15 protein-coding genes are annotated in these 20,364 nt (G+C 48.7%); 7 read left to right on the forward strand and 8 right to left on the reverse strand.

Annotated features, from left to right (window positions below; translation table 11 throughout):
* Positions 1 to 7 precede the first annotated feature (7 nt).
* Positions 8 to 1,288, forward strand: coding sequence for a murein hydrolase activator EnvC family protein (locus tag C4H11_RS07260; RefSeq protein ID WP_106041064.1), 1,281 nt, complete (start codon positions 8 to 10; stop codon positions 1,286 to 1,288).
* Between the two features lie 5 nt (positions 1,289 to 1,293).
* On the opposite strand, the gene C4H11_RS07265 is transcribed toward C4H11_RS07260, so the two are convergent.
* Positions 1,294 to 2,364 (reverse strand): M20 family metallo-hydrolase, encoded by a 1,071-nt coding sequence (locus tag C4H11_RS07265; protein ID WP_106041065.1) that lies wholly within the window; start codon positions 2,362 to 2,364, stop codon positions 1,294 to 1,296.
* 710 nt (positions 2,365 to 3,074) lie between these two features.
* Between C4H11_RS07265 and C4H11_RS07275 the strand changes: the two genes are divergently transcribed.
* Positions 3,075 to 4,880, forward strand: a complete 1,806-nt coding sequence (locus tag C4H11_RS07275) for an AMP-dependent synthetase/ligase (RefSeq protein WP_106043214.1) — start codon at positions 3,075 to 3,077, stop codon at positions 4,878 to 4,880.
* Between the two features lie 209 nt (positions 4,881 to 5,089).
* Here the strand turns inward: C4H11_RS07275 and C4H11_RS07280 are convergent, their stop codons facing one another.
* Positions 5,090 to 8,011, reverse strand: coding sequence for a M16 family metallopeptidase (locus C4H11_RS07280; protein ID WP_106041067.1), 2,922 nt, complete (start codon positions 8,009 to 8,011; stop codon positions 5,090 to 5,092).
* A 184-nt stretch (positions 8,012 to 8,195) separates the two neighbouring features.
* Between C4H11_RS07280 and prfB the strand changes: the two genes are divergently transcribed.
* Complete coding sequence (gene prfB, locus C4H11_RS07285) at positions 8,196 to 9,311, forward strand: peptide chain release factor 2 (RefSeq protein WP_106041068.1); 1,116 nt, start codon at positions 8,196 to 8,198, stop codon at positions 9,309 to 9,311.
* A gap of 309 nt (positions 9,312 to 9,620) precedes the next feature.
* Positions 9,621 to 11,021, forward strand: coding sequence for an alkaline phosphatase (locus C4H11_RS07290; protein ID WP_106041069.1), 1,401 nt, complete (start codon positions 9,621 to 9,623; stop codon positions 11,019 to 11,021).
* A gap of 108 nt (positions 11,022 to 11,129) precedes the next feature.
* On the opposite strand, the gene C4H11_RS07295 is transcribed toward C4H11_RS07290, so the two are convergent.
* Entirely contained in the window at positions 11,130 to 11,894 is a 765-nt protein-coding gene (locus C4H11_RS07295) for a UDP-2,3-diacylglucosamine diphosphatase (RefSeq protein WP_106041070.1), read from the reverse strand.
* A gap of 24 nt (positions 11,895 to 11,918) precedes the next feature.
* Positions 11,919 to 12,230, reverse strand: a complete 312-nt coding sequence (locus C4H11_RS07300; protein ID WP_106041071.1) for a metal-sulfur cluster assembly factor — start codon at positions 12,228 to 12,230, stop codon at positions 11,919 to 11,921.
* A gap of 208 nt (positions 12,231 to 12,438) precedes the next feature.
* Between C4H11_RS07300 and C4H11_RS07305 the strand changes: the two genes are divergently transcribed.
* Positions 12,439 to 13,737, forward strand: a complete 1,299-nt coding sequence (locus C4H11_RS07305; RefSeq protein ID WP_106041072.1) for a UDP-N-acetylmuramoyl-tripeptide--D-alanyl-D-alanine ligase — start codon at positions 12,439 to 12,441, stop codon at positions 13,735 to 13,737.
* 25 nt (positions 13,738 to 13,762) lie between these two features.
* On the opposite strand, the gene C4H11_RS07310 is transcribed toward C4H11_RS07305, so the two are convergent.
* Entirely contained in the window at positions 13,763 to 14,161 is a 399-nt protein-coding gene (locus C4H11_RS07310) for a VanZ family protein (protein ID WP_106041073.1), read from the reverse strand.
* A gap of 143 nt (positions 14,162 to 14,304) precedes the next feature.
* Between C4H11_RS07310 and C4H11_RS07315 the strand changes: the two genes are divergently transcribed.
* Positions 14,305 to 15,243, forward strand: a complete 939-nt coding sequence (locus C4H11_RS07315; protein WP_106041074.1) for a helix-hairpin-helix domain-containing protein — start codon at positions 14,305 to 14,307, stop codon at positions 15,241 to 15,243.
* A gap of 60 nt (positions 15,244 to 15,303) precedes the next feature.
* Here C4H11_RS07315 and C4H11_RS07320 read toward each other — a convergent pair whose 3' ends face one another.
* From C4H11_RS07320 to C4H11_RS07330, 3 genes are all read right to left on the reverse strand, one after another.
* Positions 15,304 to 15,963 carry an ABC transporter ATP-binding protein gene (locus C4H11_RS07320; RefSeq protein ID WP_106041075.1) on the reverse strand — a complete coding sequence of 220 codons (660 nt, stop codon included), beginning with the start codon at positions 15,961 to 15,963 and terminating at the stop codon, positions 15,304 to 15,306.
* Between the two features lie 7 nt (positions 15,964 to 15,970).
* Positions 15,971 to 16,732 carry a tRNA threonylcarbamoyladenosine dehydratase gene (locus C4H11_RS07325; RefSeq protein ID WP_106041076.1) on the reverse strand — a complete coding sequence of 254 codons (762 nt, stop codon included), beginning with the start codon at positions 16,730 to 16,732 and terminating at the stop codon, positions 15,971 to 15,973.
* Positions 16,733 to 16,818: 86 nt separating this feature from the next.
* A complete protein-coding gene (locus C4H11_RS07330) occupies positions 16,819 to 18,954 on the reverse strand; it encodes a cation:proton antiporter (protein WP_106041077.1) in 2,136 nt (711 codons plus the stop codon).
* Between the two features lie 151 nt (positions 18,955 to 19,105).
* On the opposite strand from C4H11_RS07330, the gene C4H11_RS07335 reads away from it, so the two are divergent.
* Positions 19,106 to 20,113 carry an aspartate-semialdehyde dehydrogenase gene (locus tag C4H11_RS07335; RefSeq protein ID WP_106041078.1) on the forward strand — a complete coding sequence of 336 codons (1,008 nt, stop codon included), beginning with the start codon at positions 19,106 to 19,108 and terminating at the stop codon, positions 20,111 to 20,113.
* The last annotated feature ends 251 nt before the right edge of the window (positions 20,114 to 20,364 follow it).

Here is a 20,364-nt window from a genome sequence, read left to right on the forward strand (position 1 = left end):
ATCATTCATGAAACGTTTCTTTTCTGTTCTTATAACTTGCTGCTGTCTGGCTCTTCCGATTCATGCTCAGTCTAATAAGCTGATCAAAGAGCTTGAAAGCCGACGCGTGAATTTGCAAAAGCAGATTGCGGAGTCGGAGACGCTGTTGGTCACTACGCGGAAAGATGTGGGAAGTCAGCTCAGTGGCCTTGCCGCACTGACCGGGCAGATAGAAGAACGGAAGCGTTATATCCTTGCCATAAACAATGATGTTGAGGCGATAGAACGTGAGTTGGGCGTGTTAGGGCGTCAGCTTGTGCGCCTGCAAAACGATTTGAAAGACAAGAAGCAGAAGTACGAATCGTCTGTTCAATATCTATATAAGAATCGTTCCATCGAAGAGAAGCTGATGTTTATCTTCTCTGCCCAGACGCTGGCTCAAACCTACCGCCGCATGCGTTATGTGCGCGAATATGCCACCTACCAGCGTCTGCAAGGCGAAGAGGTTTTGAAAAAACAGGAGCAGGTGAATCGTAAGCAGGAGGAGCTCCGGCAGGTAAAGGCCGCCAAAGAAGGCTTGCTGAAGGAGCGTGAGGCCGAAAAAGCCCGCTTGGAGGTGCAAGAGAAAGAGAAAAAGACACTGGTTGCCAACCTGAAGAAGAAACAGCGGGGCTTGCAGGATGAAATCGGGAAGAAACGTCGCGAGGCCGATCGGCTGAACGCCCGCATTGACCGGTTGATAGCCGAAGAGATAGAAAAAGCCCGTAAGCGTGCCGAGGAAGAGGCGCGGCGCGAAACCGCCGCACGCAAAAAGGCGGGTGAGAAGACGGAGAATAGACCCCAAAAGATGCCTTTGGAGACTTATTCCATGAGCAAGACCGACCGTGAACTTTCCGGCAGTTTTGTCAATAATCGGGGAAAACTGCCGATGCCCATCACCGGTGCTTATATTATTGTCAGCCACTACGGTCAGTATGCCGTAGAGGGATTGCGCAACGTCAAGCTCGATAATAAAGGCATTGACATTCAAGGCAGACCGGGCGCGCAGGCCCGTGCCATCTTCAACGGTAAGGTGGCGGCGGTGTTCCAATTGAACGGATTGTTCAACATTCTTGTCCGCCACGGCAATTACATTTCAGTATATTGCAATCTTTCTTCCGTTTCGGTGAAGCAGGGCGACAATGTCGTCACCAAGCAGGCGCTTGGAGAAATCTTTTCCGATGGAGCGAGCGGTGGGCGCACGGTGCTTCACTTCCAGTTGAGAAAGGAAAAGGAGAAGCTGAATCCCGAGGCGTGGCTCAACAGGTAAAGAGATTAAATCTTTATCCCATCCAGCAGCTCCAGATAAAGTGCGATGGCTTCTTCAATCTCTTTGATGAAGATAAACTCATCGGCCGTATGAGAGCGTGCACTCTTTCCGGGTCCCATCTTCAGGGAGGGGAACGTCATCAAGGCTTGGTCGGACAGCGTAGGTGAGCCGAAAGGTGTTCGCCCCATGGCAATGGCTTTCTGCACGACAGGGTGTTCGAGCGGTACGTGCGACGAACTTAAACGGAAAGAACGGGGAGTGGCTTGGCAGGTGATATGCTTCTTTATCTCGTCAAACAGTTCGCGGTTGCTGTAGCATTCATTGCCGCGTATGTCCACCGTAAACGTGCAGCGATCGGGAATGACGTTGTGTTGCGTTCCGGCATTTATTACAGTCACACTCATCTTTACCGGACCCAGCAGGGGTGATTCTTTTACAAAGCGATAATCGCGGAACCAGGCAATATCTTCCAATACCTTGTAAATAGCGTTGTCTCCTTCATTTCGTGCGGCATGTCCTGATTTGCCGGTTGCGGTCACGTCCAGCACCATCAGCCCTTTCTCTGCCACGGCAGGTTGCATTTCCGTCGGTTCGCCCACAATGGCAAATTGTATGGGAGGTAATTCCGGCAATACGCTTTCTATGCCATCCTTGCCCGATACTTCTTCTTCGCACGAGGCAAGAAAGACCAGATTGTAGGTTTGTGTGGTGCGGCACAGCTGTAGGAACACTTGCAGCAGGCTGACTACGCTTGCGCCGGCATCGTTACTGCCCAGTCCGTACAGTTTTCCGTTGCTTTCCTGTGCGGGTACAAACGGGTCTTTTCTCCACCCGCTTACGGGTTTCACCGTATCTATGTGGGAGTTCAACAGGATGGTGGGTTTTTTCAGGTCGAACATCGGGCTGAGACACCATATGTTGTTGCCTTTTCTGCCCGTAGCCATGCCTTGCATTTCGATGTGGCTTTGCAGGAAGTCAGCCGCCTTCTCTTCATCGCGGCTTATGGAGGGGATGCTGATGAGCGACTTCAGCAGTCCGATGGCTTCTGACGCTAAGCCGGGTATGTCGTAGTTCATAATGCTGTGGAGTTATTATCTGTTTTGAATGCAAAATTACGTATAAATCCTGAGAAAGGATAAAAGGAAAACAAACTTAACAAAAGGAATCGAATTCATCTTATTTCCAATGTGGCCTTTACCTTTTTTTATTATTTTTGCCGCCGGAATAAGGCTGCTTACTCCGGAAATTGAATAAAGAAAGAGGCGTTATGCTTATCTTGTAAAGTTGAAACCTGAGAATTTTCAAAATTGATGCAAGAGATTGGCATAGTGGTTCTCACGCTATAGCGTGGGCTGCTATTACCATATTTGTATCAAAGGTTTCTCAGGACCCCGGCTTTACGATGGTGCATTGCAGTTTCACGCTTCGTGATTTATAAATGTACTTTTGTGGACTGAGAGTACATAAAACGCAAAAAAATGAAAGATATTATTTATAACTACATGACTTTCGGGGAAGACTATTGGTGGGAGTTTTTCATCGTTTGGTTACTTCTTATAATAGTGGCTCGCATTCCTAATTTTATAAACTTTCACAAGATGGATCTGATAATTCCGGGATTTTTCTTTGTGGTCTGGTATATACTGGAAGTACTTCGTTATCTACGCTTGATATAAAGGCGAGGAATTTAGACGTTTTTTCAGTGTTTACGGATAAATGCTGAAAAAGACGGATGGTTTCAGATGAAACCACTACCTTTGCGGCATATTTATTAATTCACAGGATTATGACTTATCATCATTTATCTGTCTTGGTGCACCGTCAGGCAGAGAAGTATGGAGACAAAACAGCCCTGAGATACAGGGACTATGAAACTGCTCAGTGGGTGTCGGTTTCTTGGAATGAGTTTTCGCGGACGGTACGGCGGACTGCCCAAGCAATGGTTGCTTTAGGGATAGAGAGTCAAGAGAATATAGGTATTTTCTCGCAGAATAAACCCGAATGCCTTTATGCTGATTTCGGTGCTTTCGCCAATCGGGCGGTGACCATTCCTTTGTATGCCACCAGTTCACCGGTACAAGCGCAGTATATCATCAACGATGCGAAGATACGTTATGTGTTCGTGGGGGAGCAATTTCAGTATGACGCCGCTTTCAGTGTATTAGGTTTCTGCCCTTCCTTGCAGCGGCTCATTATCTTCGACCGTGCCGTAGTGCGCGACCCGCGCGATATTACCTCCATCTATTTCGACGAGTTTCTGGAACAGGGTAAAGAAACGCCGTATGGCACCGTTGTGGAAGAGCGCACAGCTGCTGCCTCTGACGACGACCTTGCCAATATTCTCTATACTTCCGGCACCACCGGCGAGCCGAAGGGGGTCATGCTTCACCATTTCAACTACACCGAAGCACGTCGCATTCACGATATCCGCCTGCCTTTCATGACGGATAGGGATGTCTCTATGAACTTTCTTCCGCTGACGCATGTGTTTGAGAAAGCATGGACTTATCTCTGCATCCACCGGGGGGTACAGGTTTGTATCAACCTTCGTCCGCAGGACATTCAGACTACCATCAAGGAAATACGCCCCACACTGATGTGCAGCGTACCACGCTTTTGGGAGAAAGTCTATGCCGGTGTGCAGGAGAGGATAGCACAAGAAACAGGTCTTCGCAAGGCAATGATGCTGGATGCCATCAAGGTGGGAAAGGCGCACAACATCGATTACTTGCGTCGTGGGAAAACTCCTCCGGTGATGCTCCATCTGAAGTATAAGTTTTACGAAAAGACGGTTTACGCACTATTGAAGAAAACCATCGGCATCGAGAACGGCAACTTCTTCCCTACGGCAGGTGCTGCCGTACCGGATGAGATCTGCGAGTTTGTACATTCCGTAGGTATTAATATGGTGGTGGGTTATGGTCTGACGGAATCGACGGCTACCGTTTCATGCTTCCTCAATGAAGGATACGAAATAGGTTCCGTGGGCACGGTGATGCCCGGCGTAGAGGTGAAGATTGGCGAAAACAATGAAATACTTTTGCGTGGCAAAACCATTACTACCGGTTATTATAAGAAGCCTGTAGCCACTGCGGCTGCTATTGATGAAGACGGATGGTTCCATACCGGTGATGCGGGTTATCTGAAAGAGAGTCATCTGTATCTGACGGATCGCCTCAAAGATTTGTTTAAGACGTCCAATGGGAAATACATTTGCCCGCAGGCATTGGAAACGAAACTGGGCATAGACCGTTACATTGATCAGATTGCCATCATTGCCGATGAGCGTAAATTCGTCTCTGCCCTGATTGTTCCCGTTTATGCTTTTGTTAAGGAGTATGCTGGAGAGAAAGGCATTACCTACGGCAGTGTGGAAGAGTTGTTGCAACATCCTAAGGTGCAGGCTTTGTTTCGTGCTCGCATCGATACCTTGCAACAGCAGTTTGCCCATTACGAACAGGTGAAACGTTTTACGTTGCTGCCCGAACCTTTCAGCATGGAACGCGGTGAACTGACGAACACACTGAAACTGAAGCGTTCTGTCGTGGCAAAAAACTACAAGGAGCTGATAGACAAGATGTATGAGGAGTAGCGAAAAAACTCTTTAGACGCGGATTGCGCAGATTTCTTTAAGATAAAGAAAACGCATGCAGCAAATATTTCAGGCGCAGATTATGCGGAAAAATATGGATTAAGCAGAACTAAAATCTGCGCTTTCCCGTGTAATCCGCGCCGGAACAATGTATAAACAGCCTTTCGGGCAGTCCGGCATATAGTGACACCCGAAAGGCTGTTCTTTTTTTAGTATCCGAAGATATCTTCCTGTGTCAATTCAACCACCGGGGCGATTTCCTTCAAGGCTTCGATATTGATTTCCTTCATGTCGCCGAGGATGCCATAGCTGTACGTGCGTCCTTTTATCCGCTTGTTCTGGAAATCGATAACATCTTTCAGTGTCATGCCCTGAATGTCGTTATACAACTTGATGCGCGAGTCGACATCCTGGCCCAGATATTGAGCGCTGATGAACGACCAGATAATCCCCATCTTCGTGATGCGTTCAGTGCGCAGACGTGCTGTCATTCCTTCTTTAGCCAGCTTGAAGGCAGCTTCTGATTGAGGCATGTTTTCGATGATGTCGTTGAATGTTTTGATAGCATCGGACATCTTGTCGTTCTGTGTGGCTATCTGACTCACCATACGGTAATTTTCTTTCAGGTAAGTCGGTTTCAGGAGGCCTGCCCATGCGGAATAGGCCAATCCGCGGCTTTCGCGCATCTCTTGGAACACGATGGAGTTCATGCCACCTCCGAAATACTCGTTGTAGAGCTGGCGTGCCGGTTCGATGGAGACATCGAATTTCTCTCCCCGGTTGGATATCTGGGTCATGTAAATCTGTTTTGCCTCGTATGGAGCGATGTAGAACTTGGTTTGCGGTGTAAGCAGTTCTTTGAAGTCATCGCCCGTGGGGATGTCTTTCAGCACGACCGGGGTTTTGTGCGCTTTGTCCAGAAGAGCAAGCACGTCTTTTTCACTGTCGGGGCCGTAGTATAGGATTCGGTGTTTAAAGCCGTTCAACCCATGGATGCGGTCTACCAACTCTTGCGGGTTCATGGCGGTCAGTTCGGCTTGGCTTAAGAGGTTGGTCGCCGCGTTTTTCGGACCGTAGCTGATGTAGCCCATCAAACGCGAGAAGTTTTGCATCTGGTTCAGTTTGGCGTCTTTACGCTTCTTCAAGATGTCTTGCACGAGGTTGGCATAGGCCTCCTTGTTGACTTGCGCATCGGCCAGCAGCTTCTCGAAGAGGGCGATGGCGGCAGGCATGTTTTCGTTCAAACCCGAAAGTTCCACATACGTGCGTTCGCTGCTGGGATATACGCTGAAGCTGCAAGCCATGCGGTAGAATTCGCTTTTCACCTGTTCGGGAGTCATGTCCGACGTGCCCAGATATTCCAAGTATTGGGCTGCCGTACCCAGTGTCTTGTCGTTGTTGTTGCCCATATCGAAAAGATAGGTCAACTCGAAAGTTTCGTTGCTCGTGTTCCGCTTGTAGAGCACAGGGATGCCGCTTTGCGTTTTCAGTTGCGACAAGTCTTTGCTGTAATCGAGGAATACCGGTTCGATGGGAGTGACTTGGCTTTCCTGTATGTCTTTCAAGAACGGACTGGTTGCATCGCGGTTCATGAAAATGGGAGTGATGGTGGGTTTCGCAATTTTCTTTTCGTTCGGATCTTTCCCCTGACGTTTGTAGATTACGGCGTAATTCGTATCTTTCAGGTATCTGTTGGCGAAAGCCACGATGTCGGCTTTGGTCAATCGTGAGATGCGGCTCAGTTGGGTCACTTCGTCCGCCCAGTCGCTGCCATTGACGAACGACTGCACGAACCAGTTGGCACGCGCATCGTTGCTGTCCAATCTGTACAGCTGGCTCAGCTTGAAGTTGTTGATGTTGGCTTCCAATATCTTTTCGTCAAAGTCTCCGTCACAGAGTTTCCTAACCTCGCCGAGCAGCAGGTCTTTCACCTCGTCCAATGTTTGTCCTTGCTTGGGGCGTCCCTGCATCATGAAGGCGCTGTAATCGGCCATCGTCATGGGATAGCAGTAAGCGCTCAATGTCTTCTGTTGTTGAGTCAGGTCGAGGTCAATCAGACCGGCTTGTCCGTTATAGAGAATTTGCGATACCACGTCCAGTATTTCGGCTTCTTTGCTGGCTGCTCCGGGGAATCGCCATGCCAATGCCACACTTTCGGCATCCGGGCCGAACACTTCGCGTACAATCGGGGCGGTGATAGGCTCTTCTTTCGCCAAGTTCAGCTTGGGCAGGTTGGGATTGGGCTTCAGTGAACCGAAGTACTTATCTACGATGGCAATCATGCGGTCAGGGTCGAAATCGCCGCTGAGGCAGATAGCCATGTTGTTGGGTACATACCACATTTTGTAATAGTTCTTGATGTTGGTGATGGAGGGGTTTTTCAGATGCTCCTGTGTTCCGAGTACAGTCTGCGTGCCGTAAGGGTGGTGAGGGAAGAGGGCCGACAGGGTGGCTTCGTACACCTTGCGCGGGTCTCGGGTGAGCGACATGTTTTTCTCCTCGTACACTGTTTCCAGCTCGGTGTGGAAACCGCGAATCACGCTGTTCTCGAATCGGTCGGCCTGTATCTTTGCCCAGTTCTCCACTTGGTTGGCGGGTATGTCTTCGGTATAGCACGTCACGTCGAAGCTGGTATAGGCATTCGTTCCGTTGGCTCCGATGGCGGTCATCAGTTTGTCGTACTCGTTGGGAATGGATAGTTTGGACGCCTCGTAGGAAAGGCTGTCGATGACGTGGTAGATGTTTCTGCGGGCAACACTGTCCGTCGTTCTGCGGTAGATCTCGAATTGCTGTTCTATTAGGTTGAGCAATGGCTTTTCGGCTTCGTAGTTTTGTGTGCCGAAGTGCGTGGTTCCCTTAAACATCAGGTGTTCGAAATAGTGCGCCAGTCCGGTGGTCTCGGCAGGGTCGTTCTTTCCGCCCACGCGTACGGCAATAAATGTCTGTATCCGCGGTTTCTCTTTGTTCACTGTCATGTAAACCTTCAGACCATTGTCTAAAGTGTAGATACGTGCTTTCAGCGGGTCGTTGGGAACGGTGGTGTAGCGGTAGTCCTTGGGACCGGCGCCACGCATGCTTGCTGTTGTCAGTATGAAAAGGAGCAGGCATGCAAAACGGAATAATCTGTTCATAAATAAAGTTATTAGGTTGATAAATACAAAAGTATGATTTTTTTTAATGCTGTTGCATGGCAAGGCCTATTATTTTTTCTACAGCTTATGTTTCACTGTTTCAACTATTTCGGAAGATTGTCTTTTGAGTAATTGTGTTTTTTTCCTACCTTTGCCGTCTTGAAAATTGAAAAGGAATAAGCGTATGATTACCGCAGAGCAACTGAAAGATATCAAAGAACGTACCGATGCGTTGAACCGCTATCTGGACATCGAAGGAAAAAAAATACAAGTAGAGGAAGAACAACTCCGCACGCAAGCCCCCAGATTCTGGGACGACCAGAAAGCCGCCGAAGCGCAGATGAAGAAAGTAAAGGGCCTGCAACAATGGATTTCGGGCTATAACGAGGTGAAGACGTTGACGGAAGAGGTGCAGTTGGCCTACGATTTCTACAAGGACGAGTTAGTGAGCGAGGGAGAGGTGGACGAGGCCTATGCTAAGGCATCCGTTGCCGTAGAGGAACTCGAACTCAAGAACATGCTTCGCGAAGAGGCTGACCAGATGGACTGCGTGCTGAAGATAAACTCCGGTGCGGGCGGAACGGAAAGCCAAGATTGGGCCAGCATGCTGATGCGCATGTACCTGCGTTATGCCGAGACCAACGGCTATAAGGCTACCATTGCGAACTTGCAGGAGGGCGATGAGGCGGGCATTAAGACCTGTACCATCGAGATTGCCGGCGATTATGCCTACGGTTACCTGAAGGGTGAGAACGGGGTGCACCGTTTGGTACGCGTCTCTCCCTATAATGCGCAGGGCAAGCGCATGACTTCTTTTGCCTCTGTGTTCGTCACTCCGTTGGTAGATGATACCATCGAGGTGAATATCAACGTTGCTAATATTTCATGGGATACTTTCCGGTCCAGCGGGGCCGGTGGGCAAAACGTGAACAAAGTGGAGTCCGGTGTGCGTCTGCGCTATCAGTTCAAAGACCCTTATACAGGCGAGGAAGAAGAAATCTTGATTGAAAACACCGAAACGCGCGACCAGCCCAAGAACCGCGAGAATGCCTTGCGGCAGTTACGCTCCATCTTGTACGACAAGGAACTGCAGCACCGCATGGCCGAGCAAGCCAAGGTAGAAGCCGGCAAGAAGAAAATCGAATGGGGCTCGCAGATACGCAGCTACGTGTTCGACGACCGCCGCGTGAAAGATCATCGCACCAACTTCCAGACCAGCGACGTGAACGGGGTGATGGACGGAAAGATAGACGGCTTCATCAAGGCATACCTCATGGAGTTTGCCGGAAGCGGTGAATAGGCGGTGGGGACTACATGAGGTGCAGTTCCACCGTGAGTCCCATTGCCGTCCCTTTTTTACATCTCATATCAATTTAATAAATCTTTTTAGAACTTGCCTTTAACGTTTTATCAGCATCTTTTGAGAGTTGTTTTTGAGAATTTTACCTGTCAAAATGCAAATTCTTTACTCTATTTATTTGTCATACAATAAATCTCTGTAACTTTAGGCACTGAAAACACAGTGATAATGATTTGATGTTGCGGTTTTATATTTTCAAATTAATGATTTTATCACTATATCTCTAATATTCAAAATAAATATAGTTTTATGAAACGATTGATGTATGTATTGTTTTTTGCATTGTTGACAAGTGGCATGAGCTATGCCCAACAGGCAAAATATGTATTTTATTTCATTGGCGACGGAATGGGAGTAAACCAAGTAAATGGAACGGAAATGTATCTGGCAGAGAAGGACGGACAGATTGGCGTAAAGCCTTTGCTGTTCACCACATTTCCGGCAGTCGGCGTTGTCACCACTTTCTCGGCCACTAACTCGGTGACAGACTCTTCTGCTGCCGGAACAGCTCTTTCTACCGGAAAGAAAACTTACAACGGCGCCATCGGCCTGGACGACGACAAGAACGTTTTGCAAACCGTTGCCGAAAAAGCCAAGAAGGCAGGCAGAAAAGTAGGCGTTACAACCAGCGTCAGTGTAGACCACGCCACTCCGGCCGCATTCTATGCCCATCAGCCCAACCGCAGCATGTATTATGAGATAGCCCTTGACCTGCCGAAGGCCGGTTTTGACTTCTATGCAGGCGGCGGTTTCCTGAAGCCTACCACAACGGCCGACAAGAAAGAGGCTCCGAGCATCTTTCCCGTATTTGAGGAGAACGGTTATATCATTGCCAGAGGGCTTGACGAATATAAGGTCAAGGCTGCTCAAGCAGATAAAATGATACTTATCCAGAAGGAAGGCGCTAATCCGTCTTGTCTGCCTTATGCCATCGACCGCAAAGAGGGAGATTTGACCTTGACCGAGATTACCGAAAGCGCCATCTCTTTTCTGACCAAAGGCAATGACAAAGGTTTTTTCCTGATGGTTGAAGGTGGAAAGATAGACTGGGCTTGCCACAACAACGACCCCGCCACAGTCTTCAACGAGGTGGTGGACATGGACAATGCCATCAGAGTGGCATACGAGTTTTACAAGAAACATCCCAAAGAAACGCTGATTGTGATTACTGCCGACCACGAAACCGGAGGACTGGGCCTCGGCACAGGCAAATATGAACTAAGACTGAAGTCGCTGGTCAATCAAAAAGTTTCTCAGGAAGAATTGTCACGTTCCATCACCGACTTGCGCAAGATGGGCCGGCCTGTCGGCTGGGAAGAAGTAAAATCGCTGCTCGCCGAGAAAATGGGCTTCTGGAAAGAGCTACCGTTGACATGGGAACAGGAGAAAATGCTCCGTGATGAATACGAGGAATCTTTCGTGAAGAAGCATGTAGTATTCGAACAGAATCTTTACTCCAAAACCGAACCGCTTGCCGCCGCAGCACGCAAGGTGATGAGCCGGATTGCAATGGCGGGATGGACAAGTTCCGGCCACACTGCCGGATACGTACCGGTGTATGCCATAGGTGCAGGTTGCAAGTTGTTTATGGGTAAAATGGACAACACTGAGATTCCGAAGCGCATAGCAAAAGCCGGCGGATATAAGTAACCGGAAACAGAACATAGGGACACGGAGACGCAGAGGATTTATACATAATGAGACCTCTATGTCTTCGTGTTTCTGTATGCATAGGCCTGCAAAAAGACAATCGTCGGATTATAGTTTTGTCTCTCCCTCTACAAACTCTTCGAGAAAAAGGTTTTCACCATCAAAAACGGCATACGAGAAGTAGTTTATCCAATCGCCGAGAATAAGTACACGGGCAGTGGCGCTCAACATCAAATCCAGTTCAATGTGCCGGTGCCCGTATAAGAAATAGTTGATGTTAGGATGGTTCTTCAGATATTCTTTGGTATATAGCACCAGATATTCATTGTTTTCTCCCATGTATTCGGGTTCTTTCCCGTCTATACGCTTCATGCGGCTATGCTTGGCCCAGTTCAGCCCCAACTCCATGCTCCAGCGAGGATGCAGGGCAGAGAACAGCACTTGAAGACTACGGCTGTGAAACATGGAGCGCAACAGCTTGAACTTCTTGTCGGGGTCGCCCAGGCCATCGCCATGGGCAAGATAGAACTCTTTTCCATAAATTTCGGTTGTAAGCGGTTCGCGATGTATGATGACACCACATTCCTTGTTCAGATAATCGCCGCACCAAAGATCATGATTTCCGGTGAAGAAATGCACTTCCACTCCCAAGTCGGTCAACTCGGACAGTTTTCCCAAGAAGCGTGTGTATCCCTTAGGCACTACAGTGCGGAACTCATACCAAAAGTCGAACATGTCGCCCAGCAGATATACGGCTACTGCTTGATGCTTGATGCTATCCAAGAAGTTCACCAACCGGCGTTCTTGAGTTCGTCCGTGCTCAATGGCTCGAGAACCGAGGTGAGCATCAGACAGGAAATATACGTTCTTCATTATCAACCGTTCATTGTCCGTTAATCAAAGGAAGCCCAGTTCCAATTTGGCTTCTTCACTCATCATATCCTTGTCCCATTCAGGCTCAAAAACGAGATTGATGGTCGCCGAAACAAGTCCGTCAATGGACTCGACCTTTTGGCGCACATCTTCCATGATAAAGTCGGCGGCAGGGCAGTTGGGGGCGGTCAGCGTCATATCGATGACAGCCTCTCCTTCATCACTCACGTCTATCTTATAAATCAGGCCTAAGTCGTACACATTGACCGGTATTTCAGGGTCGAACACCGTCTTGAGCATGGCCACTATCTTTTCTTCTATTTCAAATTTGGTCATATTCGTATGGTTATAATTCTGTTTACAAATACAAAGCTAAAGATTTTAATCGAGACTACAAAAGATGCTTTATCCGATATTCCATACAGCATACTGAGAAAGAACCGGGAAGAAAGCCCGAAGTAGAACTTTTTCCACCTATACAAAACCAACGCAGCAAATTAAAATCTATCTTTGCAATGAATTCAAAAGAAAACAATGCGCAACTATGGATATAGCCTCACTCTACCCGCTTTTTCTGGAATGCACTTGTGTCACGACAGACAGCCGCAACTGTCCGCAAGGCTCGCTCTTCATCGCTCTGAAAGGCGAAAACTTCAATGGAAACGCCTTCGCTGCCAAAGCACTGGAACAAGGTAGTGCATACGCCATGGTGGATGAAGCGGAATACGCTCCCGCCGGCGATACACATTATATATTAGTGGATAATTGCCTACGCACGCTCCAACAACTTGCCAACCATCATCGCAAACAGTTGGGCACACGCATCATAGGCATCACCGGCACCAACGGTAAAACAACCACCAAAGAGTTGATGGGCGCTGTGCTGTCGCAAAGCTATGACATACTCTACACGCAAGGAAATCTGAACAATCATATCGGCGTTCCTCTCACACTGCTCCGCTTGCAGTCTCGGCATGACCTTGCTGTCATAGAAATGGGGGCCAGTCATCCGGGCGACATCAAAGATCTGGTGGAGATAGCCGAACCGGATTATGGCATTATCACCAACGTAGGGAAAGCTCACCTGGAGGGATTCGGCTCTTTGGAAGGAGTAATCAAGACCAAAGGAGAGCTGTACGACTTCCTGCGCCGACGGGGTAATGCAACCGTTTTCATTCATCACGACAACCCCTATCTGATGGAGATGGCTCGTGGACTGAACCAAGTGGCCTACGGCACGGAAGAAGGGCTTTACGTCAACGGGCACATCACCGGAAACTCACCTTACTTGGCTTTCGAATGGAGAGCCGGCAAAGATGGCGAACGACGTGAAGTACAAACACAACTCATCGGAGAATATAACTTTCCCAATGTCCTTGCAGCCGTCACCATCGGGTGTTTCTTCGGCGTACCTCCTGAAAAAACAGACAAGGCACTGACCGAATACACGCCCCGGAACAATCGCTCTCAATTGAGAAAAACCGCAGACAATACTCTGATAATCGACGCCTACAACGCCAACCCCACCAGCATGATGGCTTCCATCGGCAACTTCAATAATATGCAGGCCGAAGGTAAAATGTTGATACTGGGAGACATGCTGGAGCTTGGAAAAGAGAGTGCCGAAGAGCACCAAAAGATAGTGGACTATCTGGAAGAATGCGGATTCGAAGATGTGGCCCTTGTAGGAGATTTGTTTGCCGCTACCCGGCACGCCTACCCCGACTATCGGGATGCACCGTCGCTCATTGCAGAGTTGCAACGGAACAAGCCTTGCGGAAAGACCATCCTGATAAAAGGCTCGAACGGAATAAAACTGAGCAGCGTGACAGACTATCTGTAGCTGTCTGTTTTTTAGCCGCCTCCGGTCATCTGCCGGGCTTCATCATCACCGGTTTCAAAACGAAATAAGCAATCAGCGATGCCAGCACCGCTCCTGCTGTGTTGGCTGCGAAATCCAGCCAATCGCCACCACGATATGTCGTGCAATACTCCTGCAACATCTCCACAACTCCACTGAATAGGACGGGACATGCCAATGCTCCTACCCAAGCATGCCACAAAGGCTGATTATCGCTGCGATGCGCCCACAAGAACTCCAACCATAACATGCCTGCCATACCGAAGTACATGCAGACGTGAGCCACCTTGTCCAGGCCGGGAATAGAGTCTATCTCCATAGTAGGCGGTTTGAAGAAAGAAAGATAAATCACTGCCAAAATAACACACAGCGAGAACGGATATTTCCTTATAATATAGAAGAACATGCTTTCAATTAATAAACGAATTATGCACAAAAGTACAGAACATTTTCTATATTTGCGTATTTTAGCAGGTCATTTAGAATCTGTTTTTGAATTTCTTAAATCTAAAACAGTTATGATGACATGAAAGAAAAACAGAAAAAACTATGCACAACCCTTTCAGAAGCTTCTTTTATTTCTCTCGGGGAGAAAGACGTGGAATACTGGTCCTGATGGCCGTAATTATTCTGATCTTCCTTACCGGACTGCTTTATCCATATCTTCGGCAAGAGTCTCTTTCTCCCGAAGAGAAACGAAAGCAGGCTGCCTCCGTGGCAGAATATGAAGCGTTTCTTGCCTCCATAGAAGAGAAAGAGCCACAGCGGAAGCAGCGTTCCACTCCCTATCCGGCGAAATATCTTCCGCCTCCCACTCCGGTTTCTTTCAATCCCAACACGGCAGATTCCGCCCTTTTTTGTCGATTAGGATTGCCGGCATGGATGGTGCGCAACATCCTGAATTATCGCAGAAAAGGAGGAAAGTTCCGAAAGAAGGCTGATTTCAGCAAAATCTACGGATTGACGGAAGAACAATATCAGACACTGCTACCCTACATCCGTATCGCTCCGGAAGATACGGTAAGGAGCACCCGCCCCTCTCTTATCAGTGTGGACAGCACGACATTCCTCAAAAACATTCAGTACAAATATCCTGCCGGCACCATTGTTGAACTGAACCTCGCCGACACTACGGAATTGAAAAAGATTCCCGGCATAGGCAGTCATATTGCTCGCCTGATAACCGGTTACCGGCAACGTCTGGGAGGATTCTATCGGATAGAGCAGTTGCAGGACATCCATCTGGATTACCATCTACTGGAATCATGGTTCCATGTCGATCCTCAAAAGATACATCCCATGAATCTGAACCGAAGCAGTATAGAGAGACTACGCAGTCACCCCTACATCAATTTTTACCAAGCCAAAGCATTCGTGGAGTACCGAAAGAAGAACGGAACGATCCGCAGCCTGAAGCCTTTTGTGCTTTACGAAGAATTTTCGGAAACCGATTTGGAAAGAATCGGTCATTACGTTTGCTTCGAGTGAGCAAGTGCCTGCACAAAAGGAGCCCGAACCGAATCAGAACAAGCTTACCCTGCATCACCTTCAAAGCATGTTGTTTATTTCACCGTCAATAAGATGGATGGTTCGGTCTGTCAGCTGCGCCAGTCCCTCATCGTGCGTCACGATGACAAAAGTCTGCCCGAAGCGATTGCGCAAATCGAAGAAGAGCCGGTGCAGTTCCTCTTTATTATGCGTATCCAGACTGCCGGAAGGTTCGTCGGCCAAGACGACAGCCGGATGATTGATAAGTGCACGAGCCACGGCCACACGCTGTTTTTCACCTCCCGACAGTTCGTTCGGCTTGTGAGCTGCACGGTCGGTAAGCCCCATGAAGTCGAGAATTTCCGTAGCGGCAGCTTTAGCCTCCTGTTGTCCCTTTCCAGCAATAAAGGCCGGTATCATCACATTCTCCAATGCCGTAAATTCCGGCAATAACTGATGAAACTGAAAGACAAAGCCGATGTGCTTGTTGCGGAAAGCGGAAAGTTCCCTTTCCTTCATGCGATCGACTTGTGTGCCGGCAATCACCACCGAGCCACTATCGGGCATATCCAGCGTCCCCATTATCTGCAATAAGGTAGTCTTACCCGCCCCGCTGGGACCGACAATACTCACCACTTCACCTTTCTCTATCGCCAGGTCGATGCCTCGTAGCACTTGTAAACTGCCGAAGCTTTTCGTTATATTCTCTAATCGTATCATAATTCCATTATAACCTTTTTATCACATATTCTGCCAGATAACAGCCGAAAACAGCCGGCATATAACTCACCGTGCCACAGGTAGATTTCTTGTTCATCTCATCTTCAGTCAACAGCACCGCTTTGGCATCGGCTTGCTCCGTGCTGAAAACTACCGGCAACTTCCGTTTGACACCCATCTTCTGCAACCGCTTGCGCACGGCCTTGCTGAGTCCGCAATGGTAAGTGTCCCATATATCGGCAAAACGCACCTGCGTAATATCACTCTTGGCACCCGCCCCCATACTTGAGATTATTTTAAGATGCCGCCGCATCGCTTCCACAATCAGATGACATTTCGGCGCAAGCGTATCGATGGCATCCACCACAAAGTCATAAGCGGCGGCATCCAGCAATTCAGGGATGTTTTCATCTTTCAGAAATACCGGCAGCACCGTCAATTCCAAATCAGGATTGATGTCTTTGAAACGTGCGGCCAACACTTCGGCCTTTTTCTGCCCCAGCGTGGAATGTAAAGCGGGTAACTGGCGATTGATATTGGTGGGCTGTACCGTATCGGCATCCACAACCGTCATCCGCCCCACTCCGGCACGGCATATCATCTCGGCGGCATAAGCTCCCACACCGCCCAAACCCACAACAAGCACATGTGCCCGCCGCAAGCGTTCCATCTTTTCATCCCCCAGCAAGAGGCGGCTTCTCTGCAACCAAAGTTTCTCCTCCGATTCCTCCTTTGCCGAAAGAGAAGAAGAGGATGTTTCGTTTATCATAGTTTTCTGTCTTTTATATTTCAACCATGCCGGGCCTATGCTCCATCGCTACAGTTTACGAGAATCAGTCTACAGGATGTCTCCTTCTATTGAGAAGAAGACTTAAACCATTTATAGAACCAACTACCCACTTTTTCATAATGCTGCGACTCGTTGTTCCCTCGCGGATTGGAGAAAGAGACAGAATCTTGAGGCTCGCCCAGTTGGTCGGGGTACAACACGATTAAACTATTGTTTGCAAAGTACTTCCCAATCTGCGCCGGCAGTTTCTCAAACGAGCTGTCGTATGAGATAGAGCCGCGTCGGGCACTAATAATCACCAACAGATGATCATAGTTCACCTGGCCGGTCAGCAGCAACAAATCGTCCCACTCATCCAGACGGGAGAAATCTGTCAACGTATGGCCATATTTCTTTTTCACCAATCCTTGCAAACGAACCGTTGTCTCTTCGTTGGCATAGAAATGCACCCTGCAACCCAACGTGCCGCCCAGCCGGCAGAAATGTTCCACCCATTTGTGGAAGCCGGCCTCGTATTCCGCTTTCGGCGGTACGGCCACAATCACCCGCCTTATCGTATTGATAGGTATCAGAAACTTAGAAACCATCACCTCGCGATGCAAACCTTTCAGCAGATTCTCCGTAAGCATTCCGAAGAAGGAGTCCACGATATTTATCTTGCGGTGCAAACCTATGATGACATCCGTCGCTTTATGCTCTTTAGCCGTATGAATAATACCCGAAGCGATATTCAGGTCATAACGGCTTATCTGCTTCAATGGAACGTTCACCGACGCGGCAATCATGGCTGCACGCTCCAGACAACGTTTCCCGCGAAGCTCGGCGCTTCCCGAACTGCTGTCATCATTAATCACACTCAAAGCCAGCAGGTTGTCTTTCTGTTTCGGGTCGCGTATCACCAAAGAAAGATTAATCAGATCCTCAATGCTGTCCGGATTGCCTACGGGTATCAGAATCCTCTCCTGCTCCACGGAGCGATGTTCTTCCAAATGCGCTTCATCCATCGCTATCCTGCGCGCCGCACGCTCCGTGATGAACGAACTGACGATGCAGCTTACCAGAATCAGCAGTACGGTACCATTCAGCACATCGTCGTTCAGCAAACGCCCTCCGCCCGGCAGAACGATGTTATAGCCCACCAGCACGGCCGCCAGTGTTGCCGCCGCCTGCGCATTACTCAAACCATACATCAGTTCCCGTTCAATGGCACCCATCTTATATATTTTCTGCGTCAGCCAGCAAGCAATCCATTTTCCGGCCAACGCCACCGCAATCATCACTCCGGCTACCTTCAGCGCATCACCATGACCGAAGATAACGTGCACATCAATCAACATTCCCACTCCTATCAGGAAATAGGGAATGAAAAGCGCATTGCCCACAAACTCCAGGTGATTCATCAACGGAGAGACATGTGGAATCAAGCGATTCAGTACCAAACCGGCGAGAAAAGCGCCCAATATGCCCTCCATGCCGACAAACTCCATCAGCCCGGCACCAAGAAATACCATGGCAAGCACAAAGATGAATTGCATCACATTGTCATCGTATCTGTGGAAAAACCAGCGACCGATGCGCGGAAAGAAATAGATGATCAAAGCACCCAGAAAGATGACCTTAACCACCAGCCATATCCAAAACAAACCGCCCGACTCGCCTTTGAACAGGCCGCCCACCACTGCCAGTACCAGCAAAGTAAGTGTATCGGTCACCGCAGTGCCGCCCACGGCAATGCTCACGCTGCGATGCCGCGACACGCCATAGCGGATGACAATCGGGTAGGCAACCAACGTGTGAGAGGCATACATACTTGCCAATAAGACGGAAGTGAGCACCCCGTACTTCAGCAACGCAATGTTGGTCACCAAGCCGATGCCTATCGGGATGACAAAAGCCAGCAATCCCAGCATCAGCGCCTTTCCACGATTCTGCTTGAAGTCGCCCATATTCATTTCCAGACCGGCCAGAAACATGATATAATACAACCCCACCTTGCCGAAGAGCTCGAAACTGCTGTCGCGCACAAGGATGTTGAAACCATGCTCGCCAATGACAAGACCTGCCAGTATCATGCCTATGATATGAGGAATGCGAAGCCTGCTCAGCAGCATAGGTGCAAACAAGATGATAAGGAGTACAAGGAGAAATATCCATGTAGGGTCGGTAATCGGGAGTTTCAGGCTAAAGTCAAACCAATCCATAGGCTGTAAGTTTCAGAAATTGAGTGCAAAATAACGAAAAAGTTTTCACTTTATGCGGTGTTATACAGCATTTTGTTATAAATTTGCAGCCAATTCTATCTTTTCAAAGTAGAATATTACTTTTTTATAAACCAAATTAAAAGAAAGAAAAATGAAAGTAGCTATTGTTGGAGCAAGCGGAGCCGTGGGACAGGAGTTCCTGCGAGTGCTCGATGAAAGGAATTTCCCGTTGGACGAGTTAGTACTGTTCGGTTCTAAACGCAGTGCCGGAACCAAATACACGTTCCGCGGTAAACAGATCGAGGTTAAACTCTTGCAACACAACGATGACTTTAAAGGGGTTGATATCGCTTTCACTTCCGCAGGCGCAGGCACCTCTAAAGAGTTTGCCGAAACCATTACCAAGCATGGAGCCGTAATGATTGACAATTCAAGTGCGTTCCGCATGGATGCCGACATCCCATTGGTAGTGCCGGAAGTAAACGCCGCCGATGCAAAAGACCGTCCGCGAGGCATCATCGCCAACCCTAACTGCACTACCATCCAGATGGTGGTGGCGCTGAAGGCCATCGAACAGCTATCGCATATAAAAACGGTACACGTCTCTACTTATCAGGCGGCGAGTGGTGCAGGTGCCGCCGCCATGGACGAGTTGTACGAGCAATACCGTCAGGTATTGGCCGGCGAACCTGTGACGGTAGAGAAGTTTGCCTACCAGTTGGCCTTCAACCTCATCCCGCAGATTGACGTGTTCATGGAGAACGGCTACACGAAGGAGGAAATGAAGATGTTTAACGAAACGCGCAAGATTATGCACTCCGACGTTAAGGTCAGCGCCACTTGCGTACGTGTTCCCGCACTTCGTTCCCACTCCGAGAGCATCTGGGTGGAAACCGAGCGTCCTATTTCGGTAGAAGAGGCGCGCGAAGCGTTTGCCAAAGGCGACGGACTGGTGCTGATGGATAATCCGGAAAAGAAGGAGTATCCGATGCCGTTGTTCCTTGCAGGCAAAGACCCGGTATACGTGGGTCGCATCCGCAAAGACCTCAGCAATGAAAACGGACTGACGTTCTGGATTGTGGGCGACCAAATCAAAAAGGGCGCCGCACTGAATGCGGTGCAGATTGCCGAATATCTGATTAAAGAGAAAGCACTGTAAGGGGCCGGCCATAAGATAAGATTAAGAAAAGGATAAAGCGTGCATGCGCTTTATCCTTTTTCTTATTTTAGGCACGGATTACACTGATTTTATAAATGGAAACCGTGTAGGTGTCGCATGATTGATTGAAGACTGCCGTCAGCCGAAAAACCAACGAGGTAACATCCATTTGTAAAGATTCCGGAATTTTCAACAAGCCTCAAATCGTGCTTTCTAAAAAATGCCCGGATTTTTACTAAATTCTCACCGGA

Origin of the sequence: Bacteroides zoogleoformans (genome assembly GCF_002998435.1) — a bacterium.
Lineage (GTDB): Bacteria > Bacteroidota > Bacteroidia > Bacteroidales > Bacteroidaceae > Bacteroides > Bacteroides zoogleoformans.